Here is an 18,190-nt window from a genome sequence, read left to right as displayed (position 1 = left end):
CCGGCATCTGCACTGATACGACCGACGGGTCGCCACTGGGAGTCTTGAGATGAACGCAGCATTGCCCGACGTCGGATTGCCGGCACAGTTCGTCGTCGACGCGTTCGTCGCGTCGACGCTGGCGGAGGATCTCGGCACGATCGGCGACATCACGTCGAACGCGGTCATCCCTGCCGACGCGCGGTTCACGGGTGTCATGGACAGCCGTGACCCGATCGTCGTTGCCGGGCTGGATCTTGCCGAGGCGTTCTTCCGGACGCTCGATCCCGACGTCCGTATCGAACGGCTCGTGCAGGACGGACAGCAGGTCGCGGCGGGGACGATCCTGATGCGACTCGAAGGGGCAGGGCGGGCGATGCTCACCGCCGAGCGGTCGGCGTTGAATACCGTCCAGCATCTGTCGGGGATCGCCACCATGACTCGCAGCTATGTCGACGCGATCGCCGGCACCGGCGCGATCCTGCTCGATACGCGGAAAACCATTCCCGGCCTGCGCGTGCTGGAGAAATACGCGACCCGGATGGGCGGCGCGCAGAACCACCGGATGGGGTTGTGGGATGCCGCGATGATCAAGGACAATCACGTCGCGGTTGCCGGCGGCGTCGCCGAAGCGGTGCGCCGGGCGCGTGATGCGGGGATCGCGCACATCATCGTCGAGGTCGACCGCATCGACCAGATCGCTCCCGCCCTGACCGCGGGGGCCACGCATCTCCTGCTCGACAACATGCCGCCGGCAATGCTCCGCGAGGCGGTCGCGCTGGTCGGCGGTCGCGTGCCGACCGAGGCATCGGGCGGCGTCAACCTCGACACGATCCGCGCGATCGCCGAGACCGGCGTGACCTATGTGTCGGTCGGCCGCTTGACGCAGTCGGCACCCGCGGCGGATATAGGCCTCGATTTCACGACGGCATGACCGGCTCGCCGGTGCGCCCCGGTCGCAGCATGATCGATAACGGGGACAAGACGATGATCAGGCCGGTATCCATCATACGCTACGAACGGCTGTATCTCGCCTCGTTCGTGATCGGGTTGATCGTGTCGGCGATGAGCTGGGGGCCGCGGACCGCTATGGTCGCGGCCACGCCGATGCTCGCAAAGATCGGCTGGATCCTGCCGACGTTCGAGGTCGCCGGGATCGTGATCACGCTGACGCTCTGGTATTTCACCGTGCGGGCGCCGAGCGGCGTCGCGCGGTGGGTGGTTATCGCGCTGGCCGCGCTCTCCGCGATCGGCGTCGCGATCTCGCTGGTGCAGTTGGCGACCGGGCATGCGGTGCCGAGCGCGACGTTCGGGCTGTCGATCGTCGCAAGCGCGGTCTACATCGGCGCGGGGCTGCAACTCCTGAAACCCGACGCGAAACTCTGGTTCGACCAAGCTGGACGAGGACATGCCGCATGATCGTTAGACTGACCATCGCTGCGGCGGCGCTGGTGCTGCCCGGAGTCGCCCAGGCGCAGGCCTATCAATGCTCGACCCCCGCCACCGTCGAGCGAGTCCGCCCCGATCTACCCTCCGACAGCCAGCCCAAGCGAGTCGTCCCGATCGGCGGCTATACGCTGGCGATCACCTGGGCCCCGCAATATTGCCGCGACAACGGCACGCGCTCCGGGTCGCAGTTCCAGTGCGGCGCGGCCAACCGCTTCGGCTTCACGCTGCACGGCCTGTGGCCCGACGGCGTCGACAAGGACTGGCCGCAATATTGTCGTGCGGCGGAGTTCGTCCCGCCACCGGTGATCCGCGCGCATCTCTGCACGACGCCCTCTGCGCAGCTGCTCCAGCACGAATGGGCCAAGCACGGCACCTGCATGCCGGGCTATCGACCCGCGAAATATTTCAACCAGTCCGCCGGACTGTACGGCAAGCTGCGCTATCCCGACATGGACTCGCTGTCGCGCTCGCCGCTGACCGCCGGACGCTTTGCCGCCGCGATGGCGTCCGCCAATCCCGGGCTCAACGCCGACATGATGCGCGTCACTGCGACGAAGCAGGGCTGGCTCGACGAGGTCTGGATCTGCCTAGACCGCCGCTTCCGCTACCGTCGCTGCCCCGTCCACCAAGGTGGCCTGGCCGATGCCGCATCGCTTAAAATCTGGCGCGGTAGCCGCTAAGGAACATACCAATCCTCCCCTGCCAGGGGGGGGTGGCGCCGAAGGCGACGGAGGGGGAGGACACGGAGCAGAGGTTTCCCTTACCTCCCCCTCCGTCAGGCGTTGCCTGCCACCTCCCCTGGCGGAGGAGGATCAAGGGCATGACGCCGCTACCCCTCCAGCGTAGTAGTCGACGGGTAGTGCCGATCCAGATGCTTCTTGATGATCCGCAGGTTTCGCGTGTTCGAGCGGAAGAAGAAGTCGGGGATCGCGCCGACGAACGGGATCATCCCGAGCGCCCAGTCGAACCCGATATTGCCCGCCATCCGCGCGACCTGGACCTTCGACATGCCGATGTTGCGTGCCTCCCACGCCATCCAGCCGCCGACCGCCGCGGCGATCGTGCTGCCCGCGAACGGCACGATATCGAGGATCACGTCGAGACCGACCTTGCGGTTGGTGCCGGGGATCTGGAACAGCCCCTCCATCACGCGTTCCATCGCCTCGACGCGGCGGCGCACGGACAGCGCATCGCGCCCCATCGGCAGCGAGTCGAGGATCGATCCGGGGGTGATGCGGGTGACGGTCGGTTTCATGCCATCTAGTTGGTATCGGCGCGCAACCGGTTCAACGGGTGCCACGCGCGCGGGTTGGGCTGCCACTGCGCCAGCCTGGCGGTGACAAGCGACCAGCGTAGCGGGCGCGCCAGCGGGATGAACGCGACATCCTCGTTCATCGCCGCGTCCGCCGCGGCGATGCGCACGCTTCGCTCCGCCAGCGTCGGTGCCTCGCGTGCCGCCTCGACCGCCGCCTGCGCCGCCTCGCCGCACACCACGCACGCGCTCGCCAGATACCAGCGTGCGCTGTCATAGGGCGCGACCGCGTCGACCAGCTTCAGCTCGGCCTCGGCATCCAGTGCAACCCGAGACGGGGTGATACCGATCGCCATCAGCGAAGCAGCGACGTGCGCGTACAGCAACGTCGCACCGGGCCCCGCGGGCAGCGCGATCCGCACGCCGATCGGTCCGCCCGTCCAGCCAGCGACGCGCTGCCGCGCCGCCGCGCGTCGCTCGTCCTGCGACAGCAGTGACCAGGGCGGAACCTGGGGCAGTGCGGCGGAATCAAGGATGTTGGGAAGAATCCGGTCCGCCGCATCCCAGTTCGGCGCGATCGCCGCGGTCAGCGCGGTCCGGTCGATAGCCTCCGAGATCGCCGCGCGATTGGCGGCATCCGCGAGGAACCCGTCGCGCCGCACGATCGCCAGCCCGAACAGCCCGACCGCGGGATCGACTCGGATATTGGCGGGCGCGATTTCGGCCGTCGCGAGCAACGGCCAGTCGACGAAGCTCCCACCGCTGACCAGATCCGAATCGCGATGGGCGAACCGCGCGATCGCCCGCGCGGCGCGTTCGCCGATCAGCCGGACGTCCTCCTCCGCCTTCACGTCATGCTGGTCGTCGGGGTCCGCCTCGCCAGGATCGAAGGCGGGGCGCAGCAACGGCGCGGTCCCGCCGCGCGCGATGTGGAACGGCCCGGTGCCGCTGACGGGCTGCAACCGCAGCAGCGCGAGTTCGGGTTGCGCGAACAGCTTCAGCAGGTCGGGGCGCGGGCGCGACAGCCGCACCTCGATGACCTGCGGCGTCATCACGACGATCTCGTCGATCGCGGTCATGAACGGCGCCAGCGGATTGCGCGATCCGGTTCGGAACTGGCGTTCCAGCATCGCCACGACCTGCGCCGCGGTGACCGGCGTGCCGTCGCTCCATTTCACCTCGCGCAGGCGGAAGATGTAGCTCATCCCGCCGTCGATCACGATCCAGCGTTCGGCGATACCGGGCTCGATCTGCCCGGTCGCATCGAACCGCACCAGCCCCTGCGCGGTCGAATCCATCAGCAGGCGCGCCGGGGTATCGAGCGCGACCCGACTGGCATCGACCGCTTCCGGGTGCGCGCCGATCGCACTGACGACCACCGCCCCGGTATCGCGCCGCTGGTCGCACCCCGCCAACGTGACGCAGCCGGCGAGCACGAGCGCGCGAACCGCAGAACGGAGGGCGGGCGGAACGCGGCGAGTCAGCTTTTCACCCCTCAAACGACGCCCTCCGCTTCGGTCCGCTTTCGACTATGCCTCAGCTATGCAGGAAGTGCATCACGTCGCCGTCGTGGACGACGTAGGCCTTGCCTTCCGCGCGCAGCTTGCCCGCCTCGCGTGCCTTCGACTCCCCACCGAGTGCGATGAAGTCGTCGAACGCGATTGTCTCGGCGCGGATGAAGCCCTTTTCGAAATCGCCGTGGATCTCGCCCGCCGCCTGCGGTGCGGTCGCGCCCTCGTGCACGGTCCAGGCCCGCGCTTCCTTCGGGCCGACCGTGAAGAACGTCAGCAGGTGCAGCAGCTTGTACCCCGCGGTGATGACGCGCGCGAGGCCAGTCTCCTCCAGCCCCAGCTCGCCCAGGAACTCGCCACGATCCTCGGCGGGCATCGTCGCGATTTCCGCCTCGATCGCCGCCGACACCACGACCGCCTCGGCGCCCTCGGCCTTCGCCTTCTCGAACACGCGCGCCGACAGCGCATTGCCGTTCGCCGCATCGCTCTCGTCGACGTTGCACACGTACAGTACCGGTTTCGCGGTCAGCAACTGCGCCTGTGCGAACACGCGCGCCTCGTCCTCGTCCTTCGGCACGGTCAGTCGCGCGGGCTTGCCCTCGCGGAGCAGTTCGAGCGCCTGGCCGAGCACGGCCGCGCCGATCTTGGCTTCTTTGTCGCCCTGCATGCCCTTCTTCGCAAGGTTCGGCACGCGCTTCTCGAGGCTTTCGAGATCGCTCAGCATAAGCTCGGTGTCGACCGTCTCGGCGTCGGCGATCGGATCGACCTTGTTATCGACATGCGTCACGTCGCCGTCCTCGAAGCAGCGCAGCACATGGACGATCGCGTCGACCTCGCGGATGTTACCGAGGAACTGGTTGCCGAGCCCTTCGCCCTTGGACGCGCCGCGCACGAGGCCGGCGATGTCGACGAAGCCGAGCTGAGTCTCGATGATCTTCTGCGATCCGGCGATCTTGGCGAGCGCATCGAGCCGCTTGTCGGGCACGCCGACGTTACCGACATTCGGCTCGATCGTGCAGAACGGATAGTTCGCCGCCTGCGCCGCGGCCGTCTCGGTCAGCGCGTTGAAGAGAGTGGACTTGCCGACGTTCGGCAGCCCCACGATGCCGCAGCGAAAACCCATGATATGCCCTTGGTATAAGAATGTGGTGGCGCTTTAGGACAGGGCGGTCCGGAAGGCCAGTAAAGGCCGCACGCGCGGTAAGAGTTCATTCTGCCCCCCTCCCTGAAAGGGAGGGGAGCAGCTCCACGCCTCGCGGCACGGTCCCGCATCCCGCCTGATCGACCCACTCGATTGCCGCAGTGCAGCAAAATAATCATACCGAACGGTAGTTATCATATGGTCGACGCTTATATCCCGATCCCAGCTTGAGATAGATCAGGAATTCCATGACCACGACCGCCAACGGCTACGCCGCGCAATCCCCCGAAACGCCGCTCGCCGCGTTCAGCTTCGAGCGCCGCGAACCCGGCAAGACCGACGTCGCGATCGACATCGCGTTCTGTGGCGTCTGCCATTCCGACCTCCACACCGCCAAGGGCGAGCGGGAAGGCACGCTCTACCCCTGCGTCCCCGGCCACGAGATCGTCGGTCACGTCACCGCCGTCGGCAGCGACGTCACCAAGTTCAAGGTCGGCGACGTCGTCGGCGTCGGCTGCATGGTCGACAGCTGCGGCGAGTGCCCGTCGTGCAAGGACGGCGAGGAGCAATATTGCGAGACCACCGGCTTCGTCGGCACGTATAACGGCCCCGATCCCGTGCTCGGCGGCCACACCTTCGGCGGCTATTCGGACAAGATCGTCGTCGACGAGGGCTTCGTGCTGAAGGTCTCGCATCCCGAAGCCGATCTTGCCGCGGTCGCGCCTTTGCTCTGCGCCGGCATCACCACCTACTCGCCGCTGAAGCACTGGAAGGTCGGCCCCGGCCAGAAGGTCGGCATCGTCGGCTTGGGCGGTCTCGGCCACATGGGCGTCAAGATCGCCAACGCGATGGGCGCCGAGGTCTATGTCTTCTCGACCTCGCCGAACAAGCGTGACGATGCCAAGCGTCTCGGCGCGAAGGACCTGATCGTGTCGAAGGACGAGGCCGCGATGGCGGAGCACGCCAACAGCTTCGACTTCATCCTCAACACCGTCGCGGCGAGCCACAACCTCGACACGTTCACGGCCTTGCTGAAGCGCGACGGCACGATGACTCTGGTCGGTGTGCCCGAGCACGCGCATCCGTCGCCCTCGGTCGGCAACCTCATCTTCAAGCGCCGCGCGATCGCCGGCTCGCTGATCGGCGGCATCGCCGAGACGCAGGAGATGCTCGATTTCTGCAACGAGCACGGCCTGGTGTCGGACATCGAGATGATCCGCATGGACGAGATCGAACCCTCGTATCAGCGCATGGTGAAGAGCGACGTGAAGTATCGCTTCGTCATCGACATGGCCTCGATGAAGACGGCCTGATCGGGCAGGGGCGGGGCTCAACGAGTGCCGCCCCAAACTCCCTCCCCTTCAGGGGAGGGGCGGGGTGGGGCAGTGCCACGAGCGAAGCATGTGCGGCCAAGCCCCACCCCAACCCTCCCCTGAAGGGGAGGGGGTAAGAAGGTACCGAACGCTTCCACGAAATCCACCACCCCGGCGAAGGCCGGGGCCCAGGTGGGAAGGCCAGTGTGATGAAGGGCAGTCCTTCGTTAGCGACGTTTCCCAACTGGGCCCCGGCCTTCGCCGGGGTGGTGCCATTTCAAGCACGGCGCCCGTCCGCCCCAATCACCACCGATAATTGAAACTAATACTAATCCGCTCGCCCTTGGCAGCATTCGGCACGACCTCATGCCGCAACCAGCTCTCCCACAGAAAAACACTCCCCGGCTTAGGCTCCGCATAAACGAACGTCCGCAAATCCTCCGCCGCATCCTCCAGCCGCGTCGGTGCCGCCATCATCATCGGCAACCGAGGATCCTCCAGCTTCAGCGCCCCAGCCCCTTCCGGAATCGCGACGTACATCGTCCCCGACACGACGCTATGCGGATGGATATGCCCAGAATGCGCGCCCCCAGGCTTCAGGACGTTCACCCAAAGACTGTCGAGCTTCAGCTTCCGCCCGCCCAGATCGAACGCGCAATCCTTCGCGAACTGCGCGACATGCTTGTTCAGCAGCCGCACCAGATCCCCGAACCGCGGATCGCGCAACGGCAGGTCGTTCAGCGACGCATACGACGTATACCCGCGATACCCATGCGCCTTCGACCACGCGACCCCGGCGCGATCCGCCTTCGCCAGTTCGAGCGCGGCGTCCTCGAGTTCCTCGACCAGATCGTCGTCGCCGAGATCGGCCTCGTAGAACCGCGTGGCAAACAGGGAACGGGTGGTCATGGCTGCATCCTCAACGCGACATCGTTCATGAAGCGGACGTCGTCGCCTTCCGCCAGCCACTTGGCCTCCGCCGCGACCGCGCCGAGCATGTCGGAGAGCGGCTCGATCTCGGCCTTCGCGTAATTCCCGAGCACGTATCCGGTGACGCGATCCTTGTGCCCCGGATGCCCGATCCCCAGCCGCACGCGGCGAAACTCCGGCCCCAGATGCTGGTCGGTCGAGCGCAGCCCGTTATGCCCCGCAGTCCCGCCGCCGGTCTTCACCTTGACGCGGAACGGCGCGATATCGAGTTCGTCGTGGAACACCGTCAGCGCCTCGACCCCGAGCTTGTAGAAGCGCAGCGCGTCGCCGATCGCGCGGCCGCTTTCGTTCATGAAGGTGGCTGGCTTCAGCAGCAGGATCTTCTGCGAGCCGATCCGCCCCTCCTGAGTCCAGCCCTGGAACTGCTTCTTGACCGCGCCGAAACCGTGCACCTCGGCGATCGCGTCGGCGACCATGAACCCGACATTGTGCCGGTGCATCGCATATTGCGCCCCCGGATTGCCGAGTCCCGCCCAGATCTGCACGTGTGATTCTCCAAGAAAAGCGAAACGGCCGAGCGCTCGACCACATAAGCTGCTCTCCTGCGAACGCAGGAGCCCAGGGTAACGGACGGCGGCGCTGCTTGATCCTGGACCCCCGCGTTCGCGAGGGAACAGTAAGGGGCAGCCCCGTAAAACGAAACGGGCGGGAAAGCCCTAGCTTTCCCGCCCGCCCAAACGCCTACAAAAGTCATCCGAAGACGAAGGAGGTTAGTCCTTCTTCTGCGGCGTGATCTTGTCGTCGTCGTTGTCATCGTCGTTAGGCTCAACGACCGGCTCTTCGTCCGAAGCAGCCTCGGCAGCCTGTGCTTCGGCGACTTCGGCCTCGAGCTCTTCGTCCTCGACGGTCGGCACGGTCGGCGGCACGATCGTGGCGATCGCGAAGTCGCGGTCGTCGATCGCGGGCGTCGCGCCCTTGGGCAGCTTCACGTCGCTGATGTGGATCGAATCACCGATCTCCAAACCGGCGAGCGAAATCGTGATCTCGCTCGGGATGTCCGAAGCGTCGACGACCAGCTCGATCTCGTGACGCGTGATGTTGAGGACGCCCTTGCCCTTCTTGATGCCCGGTGCGTCGTCCTCGTCGGTGAACGCGATCGGCACCGCGACGGTGACGGTCGAATGCTCGCCGATGCGCAGGAAATCGACATGGATCGGACGATCCGAAACCGGGTGGAACGACACGTCCTTCGGCAGCGTGCGCACGCCGTTGACCATCACGACGGAATTCATGAAGTGGCCGGTCATCAGCGCCTTCATCAGCGCCTTTTCCTCGAGGTGAACCGAGGTTGGTTCCTGGTTCAGGCCGTAGATCACGGCAGGCACGCGGCCATCACGACGCAGCGCCCGGGAGGCTCCCTTGCCAACCCGGTCACGCGTCTCGGCTGCGAGCGTCAACTGGTCGCTCATCAATATTCTCCGAAACTCGTTTGTTGTCCTTCCCGCCCACGCCTCCAGGGATGACCATGGACCGGAAGCGCGGGCGCATAGCGGAAGTGGGGGATTTAATCAACTAAACCTGAACCCTCGCCCCTCCGGGGAGAGGGAGGGGCCCGCGTGCGCTTGCACGTGGGAGGGTGAGGGGTGGTGAGGCTTGGGACGTTCGCGTCAACTCCCCCTCACCCTTCCGTCGCAAGGGCTCCTCCCTCCCTCTCCCCGAGGGGAGAGGGACTCGGGCATCAATACTTGACCCGCTCAGCCTTCACCCCGAGCTTCGCCAACTGCGCCTGAACGCTGTCCTTGCCCGCCAGATGCCCCGCACCGACCGCGATAAACACCGTCCCCGGCGACTTCATCCGGTTCGCGACCCACTCCGCCCAGCGCGCATTGCGGTCGAACAGCAGCGCCTTCGCCACCTCGGGCGAGTCCTTCAGGTCGTCGTTCATCTCCTTGGCCAGCGCCTCGGGATAGCCCTTCGCCCATTCGTCGACCATCGTCGCCATCGTCTTCTCGAGCGTCGGCAGTTCGTCGATCGTGCTCCCTAGGAACTGCAACTGCGCCTTCTGCGACAGCCCCCCGAAATACCCGAGCTGCTGCTCCGCCGTCTCCAGCCCGATCACCGGCTTCCCCGCCGCCTTAGCCGCCGCGGTGATCACCTGCTCGGGCCCGTTCGCCGCATCATAGCCGAGCTTCGACAGCGGCGCGATCGACAGGTTGGTCGCCGCCAGCCAAGGCTTGAACCGATCGAACGCATTCGCCGGCAGGCCCAGGTCGGTCACCGCCTTCGCATACGCCGCACGCTTGTCCGCGGGCAGCTGCTCGGTCAGCGTCGGGCCATCCTTCGACACCCCCGTCGCCATCACCAGCGACTGCATCTTGGCGGGATCGGGCATCACCAGCTCCAGCACCACCTGATTCGACCGATCGAACGCGGTCTTCACCGCCTCGTCGAACCACGTCATGCCGGGCTTCAACACATGGATCGTCCCGAACAGGTAGATCGTCGTGTCCTTGTCCTTCACCACCCAGAGCGCCGGATCGGCATCGTTCGCGGCCTGAGCCGGCTTTGGCGCAACCTGCGCACAGGCGGGCAAAGCGAACGCCATGGCGATGGCAGAGAGCGCGGATCGGAACGAAACGATCTTCGAGAACAGCTTCAAGGTGACGGCATCCTTATCGTTGGTGGAGCCCATGTAGGACGCCCGGCCGCAACGCACCACTTGCCTCCCGCACCCCCATCCGCCAAAGCCCGCGCGTGACCCAGCCCGTGACCCAGCCACCGACAAAGCCTCTTAGCTTCCAGCGCATGATCCTCACGCTCCACGATTACTGGAGCGAACACGGATGCCTGATCCTGCAGCCCTATGACATGGAAATGGGCGCGGGCACCTTCCACACCGCCACCACGCTCCGCGCGCTCGGGCCGAAACCGTGGAACGCCGCGTTCGTGCAGCCCTGCCGCCGCCCGACCGACGGCCGCTACGGCGAGAACCCCAACCGGCTCCAGCATTACTACCAGTATCAGGTCATCCTGAAACCGAGTCCCGCCAACCTCCAGGAACTCTACCTCGGCAGCCTCGCGGCGATCGGCATCGACATGCTGAAGCACGACATCCGCTTCGTCGAGGACGACTGGGAAAGCCCGACGCTCGGCGCCTGGGGGCTCGGCTGGGAGGTCTGGTGCGACGGCATGGAGGTGACTCAGTTCACCTATTTCCAGCAGATGGGCGGCTTCGACATGAAGCCCGTCGCCGGCGAGCTCACCTACGGGTTGGAGCGCCTCGCGATGTACATCCAGGACAAGGACTCGGTCTACGACCTGGCGTTCAACGACGCCGGCGTGACATACGGCGACGTCTTCCTGGAGAATGAGCAGGAGATGTCGAAGTGGAACTTCGAGATCGCCGACACGGACTCCTTGTTCGACCAGTTCCGCAAGCACGTAGTGGAATGCGAGAACAGCCTCTCCGCCAAGCTCTCGATCCCAGCCTACGAGCAGGCGATCAAAGCCAGCCACATCTTCAACCTGTTGCAAGCCCGCGGCGTAATCTCGGTCGCGGAACGCCAAGCCTATATGGGCCGCGTCCGAGACCTCGCGAAAGGCGCCTGCGCCGCGTGGATGGACAAGCACGGATGGGCGGCGTGACGCGCCCCCGTAGCGCCGCAGGCCTCAATCAATCCTTCTTATCTCTTCGCGCCTTTGCGCCTTCGCGTGAGAAAATCTTGTTCACGCAAAGGCGCGATGGCGCGAAGATGGAGCGTTCCGCGTGACTGATTTCCTCCTAGAACTCCGCTCAGAAGAAATCCCAGCCCGGATGCAGGCGCGTGCGCGCGAAGATCTGTCGAAGCTGTTCACAGCCGAGCTCGCCAAGGCCGGCATCGCCACCAGCGCGATCGTCACCTACGCGACCCCGCGCCGCCTGACGCTGATCGCGCGCGACCTGCCGCTCGAGACCGCCGCCGTCTCCGAGGAAACCAAGGGCCCCAAGACCTCAGCCCCACCCCAGGCGCTCGAAGGCTTCCTGCGGAAAACCGGCCTCACGCGCGAGCAACTCATAGACCGCAACGGCACGCTCTTCGCGGTCACCGAGAAGTCCGGCCGCGCCACCGCCGCCGTTCTGGCCGAAGCGATCCCCGCGATCGTCCGCGCGTTCCCATGGCCGAAGTCGATGCGCTGGGGCGATGCCTCCGCCAGCACCGAGTCGCTCCGCTGGGTCCGCCCGCTGCAAGGCATCGTCGCGCTGCTCGGCGAAGAGATCGTGCCGTTCGAGATCGCCGGCATCGCCAGCGGCGCCGCAACGCTCGGCCACCGCTTCCACCACCCGTACCAGATCACGATCGGCGGCGCGCACGACTATGTCGAGAAACTGCGCGCCTGCCACGTCATCGTCGACCACGACGAACGCGCCACGCTGATCCGCGACCACGCCCGCGAAGCCGCCGCGCAGGCCGGGCTCGAACTGATCGAGGACGAGGGCCTCGTCGCGGAGAATGCCGGGCTTACCGAGTGGCCGATTCCCCTGCTCGGCCAGTTCGACCCCGCGTTTCTCGACGTCCCGCCCGAGGTGATCCAGCTCACGGCACGCGTGAACCAGAAATATTTCGTCTGCCGCGGGGCTGATGGAAAACTGGCCAACGCGTTCGTCTGTACCGCTAACATCGCCGCGCACGACGGCGGCGCGAAGATCGTCGAGGGCAACCGCAAGGTCCTCGCCGCGCGGTTGTCGGACGCGAAGTTCTTCTACGACACTGACCTCAAGGTGCCGCTCGAAGAGCAGGCGGAGAAGCTGTCGAAGATCGTCTTCCACGAAAAGCTCGGCACCGTAGCCGACAAGGTCGACCGCGTAGCGAAGCTCGCCCGCTGGTTGGTAGAAGAGGGCATAATCCTTCCCGGAACGGGGAGGGGGACCAGCGAAGCTGGTGGAGGGGGCGCGCCACGAAGCGCAGCGTCCGCGGAGAACCCCCTCCACCCTCAGCCTGCGGCTGACGGTCCCCCTCCCCTCGCAGGGGAGGAATTGGCCGACCTAGCAGACCGCGCAGCCCGCCTCGCAAAAGCAGACCTCGTCACCGGCATGGTCGGCGAGTTCCCCGAGCTGCAAGGCCTGATGGGCGGCTACTACGCCGCCGCACAGGGCGAGCACCCGGCCGTCGCGACCGCCATCCGCGACCACTACAAGCCGGTCGGCCAAGGCGATGACGTCCCCACCGCCCCGATAACGGTCGCGGTAAGCTTGGCGGACAAGCTTGATACGCTGATTGGTTTTTTTGCGATCAATCAAAAGCCATCGGGCTCTCGCGATCCTTTTGCACTTCGTCGGGCAGCGTTGGCTGTCATTCGCACGATTCTGGTCGCAGACCTTCGCGTAGGTATCGGGCGGTTGTTGGAAGGGGCATACCTGACCGGAAAGTACTCGATGGGCACGACCCATTTTGTAGACGGCGCTCCGGATCTGGTCGCCGACTCAATGCATAACCGTGACGTGAACAGCGCGGTTGAGGCACTCGAAAAGATTGCTCCAGGATCGATCGATTACGAAAGCTTGCCATCAGGGCCTGCACGTAACGATTTTGGCCCTATTACTGCCTTTGATCCACAAGCCGTGTCCGTTGAGCTTATCACCTTCTTCGCCGACCGCCTCAAAGTCCAGCAACGCGAAGCCGGCGTCCGGCACGACCTGATCGACGCGGTGTTCGCGCTTGGGGGCGAGGACGATCTCGTCCGCCTGCTCGCGCGCGTCCACGCGCTCCAGGCGTTCGTGACCACCGAGGACGGCACGAACCTGCTCGCCGGCTACAAGCGCGCCGCCAATATCCTGAAGAAGGAAGCGCCTTCTGCTTCCTCTCCCCGCAGGGGAGAGGGAGAAGGTGCTGTCCTACACCCCCGAACCGGCAGAGACCGCGCTGATGACCGCGCTCGACTCCGCCGAACCCCGCGCCACCGCCGCGATCGAACGCGAGGATTTCGCCGCCGCGATGGGTGCCCTTGCAAGCCTCCGTGCGCCGATCGACGCGTTCTTTGATAGCGTTATCGTTAATGATTCCGATCCCGCCAAGCGCTCCGCCCGTCTCGCGCTACTTGAGCGAGTCCGTGCCGCAGTGCACAATGTCGCAGATTTTTCGAAGATCGAGGGCTGACTGGAGGAAGTGCACACATCGCGCCAGCGTGTGAACTTTGTGAACTTCGCTCCGGCCCAACGTATAAAAACAGGCACTTAGAGGACCGACCATGACCCAATATGTGTACCGCTTCGGCGGCGGTGTTTCGGATGGCGGCAAGGGCGACAAGAACCTGCTCGGCGGCAAGGGCGCGAACCTCGCCGAGATGGCGTCGATCGGCCTGCCGGTCCCGCCGGGCTTTACGATCTCGACCGATTTCTGCGCGGTCTATTACGACGAGGGCGGCCAGTTCCCGCAAGGCCTGCGCGATGAAGTCGCCACCGGCCTCGCCCACATCGAGGGCGTCACCGGCAAGACATTCGGCGACCCTGCCGACCCGCTGCTCGTCTCCGTCCGCTCGGGCGCCCGCGCCTCGATGCCCGGGATGATGGACACCGTCCTCAATCTCGGCCTCAACGACCAGACCGTCGAGGGCCTCGCTGCCAAGTCCGAGGACGCACGGTTCGCCTGGGACAGCTATCGCCGCTTCATCCAGATGTACGCCGACGTCGTCCTCGAGCTCGATCACGGCGCGTTCGAGGAAGCGCTGGAGATCGCCAAGGAAGACCAGGGCTTCACGCTCGACACCGAACTGTCGGCCGACGATCTGCGCAAGCTCGTCGCCGAATATAAGGGCCTCGTCGAGAAGCTCTGGGGCAAGCCCTTCCCGCAGGACGTCCACGACCAGCTCTGGGGCGCGGTCGGCGCGGTGTTCGGTTCCTGGCAGTCCGAGCGTGCGAAAGTCTATCGCCGCCTCAACGACATCCCCGGCGGCTGGGGCACCGCGGTCAACATCCAGGCGATGGTGTTCGGCAACATGGGCGACACCTCGGCGACCGGCGTCGCCTTCACGCGCGACCCGTCCAAGGGCGATCGCGCCTATTACGGCGAATTCCTGATCAACGCGCAGGGCGAGGACGTCGTCGCCGGCATCCGCACGCCGCAATACCTCACCAAGACCGCGCGCGAAGACGCCGGCGCCAAGCCCGCCTCGATGGAAGAGGCGATGCCCGAGGTCTACACCCAACTCGCCGACGTGTTCGACACGCTCGAAAACCACTACCGCGACATGCAGGACATCGAGTTCACGGTCGAAAAGACCAAGCTCTGGATGCTCCAGACCCGCGCCGGCAAGCGCACCGCCAAGGCTGCGCTCAAGATCGCCGTCGACATGGCCAACGAAGGCCTCATCACGCGCGAGGAAGCGATCCTGCGCGTCGAGCCGATGGCGCTCGACCAGCTCCTCCACCCGACGCTCGATCCCAAGGCACACCGCGACGTGCTGACCAAGGGGCTTCCCGCCTCGCCGGGTGCAGCCTCGGGTGCGGTCGTGTTCGACGCCGATGCCGCCGAGAAGAAGGCCGCTGACGGCGTCGCGGTGATCCTGGTCCGCACCGAGACCTCGCCCGACGACATCCACGGCATGCACGCAGCGAAGGGCATCCTCACCGCACGCGGCGGGATGACGTCGCATGCGGCTGTGGTGGCGCGCGGCATGGGCCGCCCCTGCGTTTCCGGCGCCGGCACGCTGTCGATCGACGCCAAGGCGAAGATCATGCGCTGCGGCGGTCGCGAGGTGAAGGAGGGCGACCTGCTCACCATCGACGGCACCACCGGCGAAGTGATGATCGGCGCGGTCGCGACCGTGCAGCCTGAGCTGTCGGGCGATTTCGCGACGTTGATGGTCTGGGCCGACGAGGTCCGTCGCCTGAAGGTCCGCGCCAACGCCGAGACCCCCGAGGATTGCCGCGTCGCCCGCGAGTTCGGCGCCGAGGGCGTCGGTCTCTGCCGCACCGAGCACATGTTCTTCGAGAGCAGCCGCATCACCAACGTCCGCCAGATGATCCTGGCGAGCGACGAGAAGGGCCGCCGCGTCGCTTTGGAGAAGCTGCTCCCCGAACAGCGCAAGGACTTTACCGAGATCCTCGAGGTGATGGCCGGCCTGCCGGTGACGATCCGCTTGCTCGATCCGCCGCTGCATGAATTCCTCCCGCACGAGGAATCGGAATTCGCCGAAGTCGCGACCGCGGCGGGCGTCGACGTCGACACCTTAAAGCGCCGCGCGGCGGAGTTGCACGAGTTCAACCCGATGCTCGGCCACCGCGGCTGCCGTCTCGGCGTGACCTATCCCGAGATCTACGAGATGCAGGCCCGCGCCATCTTCGAGGCGGCGGTCGACGTCGCGGAGAAGTCCGGTGCGGCACCGATTCCCGAAGTCATGATCCCGCTCGTCGCCACCCGCCGCGAGCTGGAGCTGATGAAGGCGGTGGTAGACAAGGCTGCCCAGGCCGTGTTCGCCGAAAAGGGCCGGACGATCGAGTATCTCGTCGGTACGATGATCGAACTGCCGCGCGCGGCACTCCGTGCGGGCGAGATCGCGGAAGTCGGAGAGTTCTTCTCGTTCGGCACCAACGACCTGACGCAGACCACGTTGGGCGTCAGCCGCGACGACGCCTCGCGCTTCCTCGGCGCGTATGTGGAGCAGGGCATCTACGCCAAGGACCCGTTCGTCAGCATCGATGTCGAAGGCGTCGGCGAACTGATCGAAATCGCCGCCGAACGTGGCCGCAAAACGCGTGCCGGCATCAAGCTCGGCATCTGCGGCGAACACGGCGGCGATCCCGCGAGCATCGCATTCTGCGAAAAGGTCGGCCTCGATTACGTCTCGGCGAGCCCCTACCGCGTCCCGATCGCCCGCCTGGCGGCGGCACAGGCAGCGCTGTCGAAGAAGTAACGCTCGCTCAAAAGTAGCACCAACCCAATGAGGGCCGCCACCCCGGCGAAGGCCGGGGCCCAGTTGGAACGTCCGATGTAACGAAGGACCGTCCCCAGTTACTCGACATTCCCAACTGGGCCCCGGCCTCCGCCGGGGGTGGTGGCTAATTGGTTGGGTGATCGTAAACCAACAGTGTTTCCCCGCGAAGGCGGGGACCCAGACTGGGCTCCCGCCTTCGCGGGAGAACAAGGGGGAGGGGGCTGACCTAGGCCCGCCCCCAAACCTTACCGACGCGGCTCGAAATCGAACCAGCCCCGCTTGGTCCCATCGGCATTATACGCCGGCCGAGCATAACCCGGCCGCGCCGAAGACAGCGCCCCAGACCGCGACGTATCGACAACCGGATCACGTCCAACAACCGGCGCCCGCTCAACAACCGGAGCTGCAACCCGCACCGCTTCGACGTCCTTCACCAACCGAGCATTCTCCCGCTCCGCCTCGACAGCCCGCTTCTCCGCCGCCGCCGCCCGCACATCGCCATCCTTCTTCACCGCAGCATGCGCATCCCGCTCAGCGAGATACCGCGCCTTCCACTTCTTCCCGCCCGGATGGCTTGCCAATCCGAACAGCCAGCCGGCGACGAAGACCAGCGCAAGCGCCGCAAACTGCGTAGGTGTAGAAAACAACGGCATCGTGAAACCCTCCTGTTACGGAAGCCCAACGATCCGCCGCGCCGCCGGTTGCCTCAGGTCTTCAACAGCGCGTCGGAGATCGAACACGCCGCCGGCCCGAGGATGACGACGAACAGCACGGGCAGGATGAACAGGATCAGCGGGATCGTCATGATCGCCGGCAACCGCGCCGCCTTCTCCTCCGCGCGCATCATCCGCTCGTTGCGGAATTCGCCCGACAGCACGCGCAGCGCAGACGCCAGCGGCGTGCCGTATTTCTCGGTCTGGATCATCGTCGTGACGACGCCCTTCACCGCATCCAGCTTCACCCGCTGCGCCAGATTCTCGAACGCCGAGCGCCGGTCGGTCAGGAACCCGAGTTCGATCGCGGTCAGCGTGAACTCCTCGCCCAGCTCCGGATACGCCCGCCCCAGCTCCCGCGCGACGCGGTGGAAGGCCGCATCGACGGTCAGTCCCGCCTCGGCGCAGATCACCAGCAGATCGAGCGCATCGGGCAACCCCTTGCGGATCGCATCCGAGCGCTTCTTGATCTTGTTGTCGAGATACAGGTCGGGCGCCTTGTAGCTCATGATGAAGGTCATCGCGACGAGCCCGTATTTCTTCAGCGGCCCCCAGGCCGCGAAGCCGTCGGTGCCGTACACCCAGTACAGCATCGCCCCACCCAGCACGATCGGCAGCACGAGCCGGCCGAAGATCACCGACGGCGCCCACTCCTTCGAGCGGACGCCGGCCTGCATCAGTTTCAGCTGGACCGCCTTCACCTGGCTGTCCTGGAGTACCTTCATCGACGACAGGATGCCGCGCAGCTTGTCCGCGGTGTCGTTGCGCTGGACCAGCTTGGCACGGCGCTTGGTCGACGCGGTGATGCCCGCCTTCAGCTGTTCTCGGCGATCGTTGAGCGCCTTGACGCGCTTGGTCATCGGATCGCTGACGGTCGTCGCCGCGTAGATCGCGATCATCACTGCGAAGGCCGCGACGCCCGACAGGATCGTCGCGACGAGCAGGACGTCGATCCCGAGAATGGTAGGTCCGGCGGTTCCGCCCATCATCGT

Annotated in this window: 16 protein-coding genes and 1 pseudogene; 8 read left to right on the top strand and 9 right to left on the bottom strand. The window is 65.9% G+C overall.

The window, feature by feature from the left end; genetic code table 11:
• Window positions 1-49: 49 nt before the first annotated feature.
• From nadC to C8J47_RS13760, 3 genes are read left to right on the top strand one after another with little or no spacing between them, the layout of a single operon-like run.
• Window positions 50-913, top strand: coding sequence for a carboxylating nicotinate-nucleotide diphosphorylase (gene nadC / locus C8J47_RS13770; protein WP_121886104.1), 864 nt, complete (start codon window positions 50-52; stop codon window positions 911-913).
• A complete protein-coding gene (locus C8J47_RS13765) occupies window positions 910-1,398 on the top strand; it encodes a hypothetical protein (RefSeq protein WP_121886103.1) in 489 nt (162 codons plus the stop codon). The genes nadC and C8J47_RS13765 overlap by 4 nt, the downstream gene beginning before the upstream one ends.
• Window positions 1,395-2,108: a ribonuclease T2 family protein gene (locus C8J47_RS13760; RefSeq protein ID WP_121886102.1), complete on the top strand. Its 714-nt coding sequence runs from the start codon at window positions 1,395-1,397 to the stop codon at window positions 2,106-2,108. The genes C8J47_RS13765 and C8J47_RS13760 overlap by 4 nt, the downstream gene beginning before the upstream one ends.
• Before the next feature lie 149 nt (window positions 2,109-2,257).
• Here C8J47_RS13760 and C8J47_RS13755 read toward each other — a convergent pair whose 3' ends face one another.
• From C8J47_RS13755 to ychF, 3 genes are read right to left on the bottom strand one after another with little or no spacing between them, the layout of a single operon-like run.
• Complete coding sequence (locus C8J47_RS13755; RefSeq protein ID WP_121886101.1) at window positions 2,258-2,683, bottom strand: DUF4112 domain-containing protein; 426 nt, start codon at window positions 2,681-2,683, stop codon at window positions 2,258-2,260.
• Between the two features lie 5 nt (window positions 2,684-2,688).
• Window positions 2,689-4,179 carry an ABC transporter substrate-binding protein gene (locus tag C8J47_RS13750; protein ID WP_310886132.1) on the bottom strand — a complete coding sequence of 497 codons (1,491 nt, stop codon included), beginning with the start codon at window positions 4,177-4,179 and terminating at the stop codon, window positions 2,689-2,691.
• 37 nt (window positions 4,180-4,216) lie between these two features.
• Window positions 4,217-5,314 carry a redox-regulated ATPase YchF gene (ychF, locus tag C8J47_RS13745; protein WP_121886100.1) on the bottom strand — a complete coding sequence of 366 codons (1,098 nt, stop codon included), beginning with the start codon at window positions 5,312-5,314 and terminating at the stop codon, window positions 4,217-4,219.
• A gap of 266 nt (window positions 5,315-5,580) precedes the next feature.
• On the opposite strand from ychF, the gene C8J47_RS13740 reads away from it, so the two are divergent.
• Complete coding sequence (locus C8J47_RS13740) at window positions 5,581-6,645, top strand: NAD(P)-dependent alcohol dehydrogenase (protein ID WP_121886099.1); 1,065 nt, start codon at window positions 5,581-5,583, stop codon at window positions 6,643-6,645.
• Window positions 6,646-6,948: 303 nt separating this feature from the next.
• Here C8J47_RS13740 and C8J47_RS13735 read toward each other — a convergent pair whose 3' ends face one another.
• From C8J47_RS13735 to C8J47_RS13720, 4 genes are all read right to left on the bottom strand, one after another.
• Window positions 6,949-7,554 carry a TIGR02466 family protein gene (locus C8J47_RS13735; protein ID WP_056047257.1) on the bottom strand — a complete coding sequence of 202 codons (606 nt, stop codon included), beginning with the start codon at window positions 7,552-7,554 and terminating at the stop codon, window positions 6,949-6,951.
• Window positions 7,551-8,120, bottom strand: coding sequence for an aminoacyl-tRNA hydrolase (gene pth / locus C8J47_RS13730; RefSeq protein ID WP_121886098.1), 570 nt, complete (start codon window positions 8,118-8,120; stop codon window positions 7,551-7,553). Before pth ends, C8J47_RS13735 begins: the two co-directional genes overlap by 4 nt.
• A 225-nt stretch (window positions 8,121-8,345) precedes the next feature.
• Complete coding sequence (locus C8J47_RS13725; protein WP_056488652.1) at window positions 8,346-9,044, bottom strand: 50S ribosomal protein L25/general stress protein Ctc; 699 nt, start codon at window positions 9,042-9,044, stop codon at window positions 8,346-8,348.
• 269 nt (window positions 9,045-9,313) lie between these two features.
• Window positions 9,314-10,180 (bottom strand): TraB/GumN family protein, encoded by an 867-nt coding sequence (locus C8J47_RS13720; protein ID WP_121886252.1) that lies wholly within the window; start codon window positions 10,178-10,180, stop codon window positions 9,314-9,316.
• A gap of 200 nt (window positions 10,181-10,380) precedes the next feature.
• Between C8J47_RS13720 and C8J47_RS13715 the strand changes: the two genes are divergently transcribed.
• The 4 genes and pseudogenes from C8J47_RS13715 (at window position 10,381) to ppdK (ending at window position 16,464) form a co-directional block, all read left to right on the top strand.
• Window positions 10,381-11,220, top strand: coding sequence for a glycine--tRNA ligase subunit alpha (locus tag C8J47_RS13715; RefSeq protein ID WP_121886097.1), 840 nt, complete (start codon window positions 10,381-10,383; stop codon window positions 11,218-11,220).
• A 121-nt stretch (window positions 11,221-11,341) separates the two neighbouring features.
• Window positions 11,342-13,594, top strand: a complete 2,253-nt coding sequence (gene glyS / locus C8J47_RS19565; RefSeq protein WP_259467553.1) for a glycine--tRNA ligase subunit beta — start codon at window positions 11,342-11,344, stop codon at window positions 13,592-13,594.
• Window positions 13,506-13,709: pseudogene (locus C8J47_RS19560) on the top strand (DALR anticodon-binding domain-containing protein); the annotation flags it as partial. The gene glyS and the pseudogene C8J47_RS19560, both read left to right, overlap by 89 nt.
• Window positions 13,710-13,800: 91 nt before the next feature.
• The gene (gene ppdK, locus C8J47_RS13705) at window positions 13,801-16,464 is read left to right on the top strand and encodes a pyruvate, phosphate dikinase (protein WP_121886096.1); all 2,664 of its coding nucleotides are present in this window, start codon (window positions 13,801-13,803) and stop codon (window positions 16,462-16,464) included.
• A 266-nt stretch (window positions 16,465-16,730) separates the two neighbouring features.
• Here the strand turns inward: ppdK and C8J47_RS13700 are convergent, their stop codons facing one another.
• Window positions 16,731-17,138: a hypothetical protein gene (locus tag C8J47_RS13700; RefSeq protein WP_121886095.1), complete on the bottom strand. Its 408-nt coding sequence runs from the start codon at window positions 17,136-17,138 to the stop codon at window positions 16,731-16,733.
• Window positions 17,139-17,191: 53 nt separating this feature from the next.
• The gene (locus C8J47_RS13695) at window positions 17,192-18,184 is read right to left on the bottom strand and encodes a type II secretion system F family protein (RefSeq protein WP_121886094.1); all 993 of its coding nucleotides are present in this window, start codon (window positions 18,182-18,184) and stop codon (window positions 17,192-17,194) included.
• Between the last annotated feature and the right edge of the window lie 6 nt (window positions 18,185-18,190).

Source organism: Sphingomonas sp. PP-F2F-G114-C0414 (genome assembly GCF_003688595.1).
Classification (GTDB): Bacteria; Pseudomonadota; Alphaproteobacteria; order Sphingomonadales; family Sphingomonadaceae; genus Sphingomonas.
Note: the sequence above shows the minus strand (reverse complement) of the source record. Positions and strands in the feature narration are given on the sequence as shown.

Bases quoted from the DNA above. Each gene is read 5' to 3' on its own strand.
- ychF (WP_121886100.1), bottom strand. From the start codon at position 5,314: ATGGGTTTTCGCTGCGGCATCGTGGGGCTGCCGAACGTCGGCAAGTCC.
- C8J47_RS13735 (WP_056047257.1), bottom strand. From the start codon at position 7,554: ATGACCACCCGTTCCCTGTTTGCCACGCGGTTCTACGAGGCCGATCTC.
- C8J47_RS13765 (WP_121886103.1), top strand. From the start codon at position 910: ATGACCGGCTCGCCGGTGCGCCCCGGTCGCAGCATGATCGATAACGGG.
- nadC (WP_121886104.1), top strand. From the start codon at position 50: ATGAACGCAGCATTGCCCGACGTCGGATTGCCGGCACAGTTCGTCGTC.
- C8J47_RS13715 (WP_121886097.1), top strand. From the start codon at position 10,381: ATGATCCTCACGCTCCACGATTACTGGAGCGAACACGGATGCCTGATC.
- C8J47_RS13740 (WP_121886099.1), top strand. From the start codon at position 5,581: ATGACCACGACCGCCAACGGCTACGCCGCGCAATCCCCCGAAACGCCG.
- C8J47_RS13720 (WP_121886252.1), bottom strand. From the start codon at position 10,180: ATGGCGTTCGCTTTGCCCGCCTGTGCGCAGGTTGCGCCAAAGCCGGCT.
- C8J47_RS13760 (WP_121886102.1), top strand. From the start codon at position 1,395: ATGATCGTTAGACTGACCATCGCTGCGGCGGCGCTGGTGCTGCCCGGA.
- C8J47_RS13725 (WP_056488652.1), bottom strand. From the start codon at position 9,044: ATGAGCGACCAGTTGACGCTCGCAGCCGAGACGCGTGACCGGGTTGGC.
- C8J47_RS13695 (WP_121886094.1), bottom strand. From the start codon at position 18,184: ATGGGCGGAACCGCCGGACCTACCATTCTCGGGATCGACGTCCTGCTC.
- ppdK (WP_121886096.1), top strand. From the start codon at position 13,801: ATGACCCAATATGTGTACCGCTTCGGCGGCGGTGTTTCGGATGGCGGC.
- C8J47_RS13700 (WP_121886095.1), bottom strand. From the start codon at position 17,138: ATGCCGTTGTTTTCTACACCTACGCAGTTTGCGGCGCTTGCGCTGGTC.
- C8J47_RS13755 (WP_121886101.1), bottom strand. From the start codon at position 2,683: ATGAAACCGACCGTCACCCGCATCACCCCCGGATCGATCCTCGACTCG.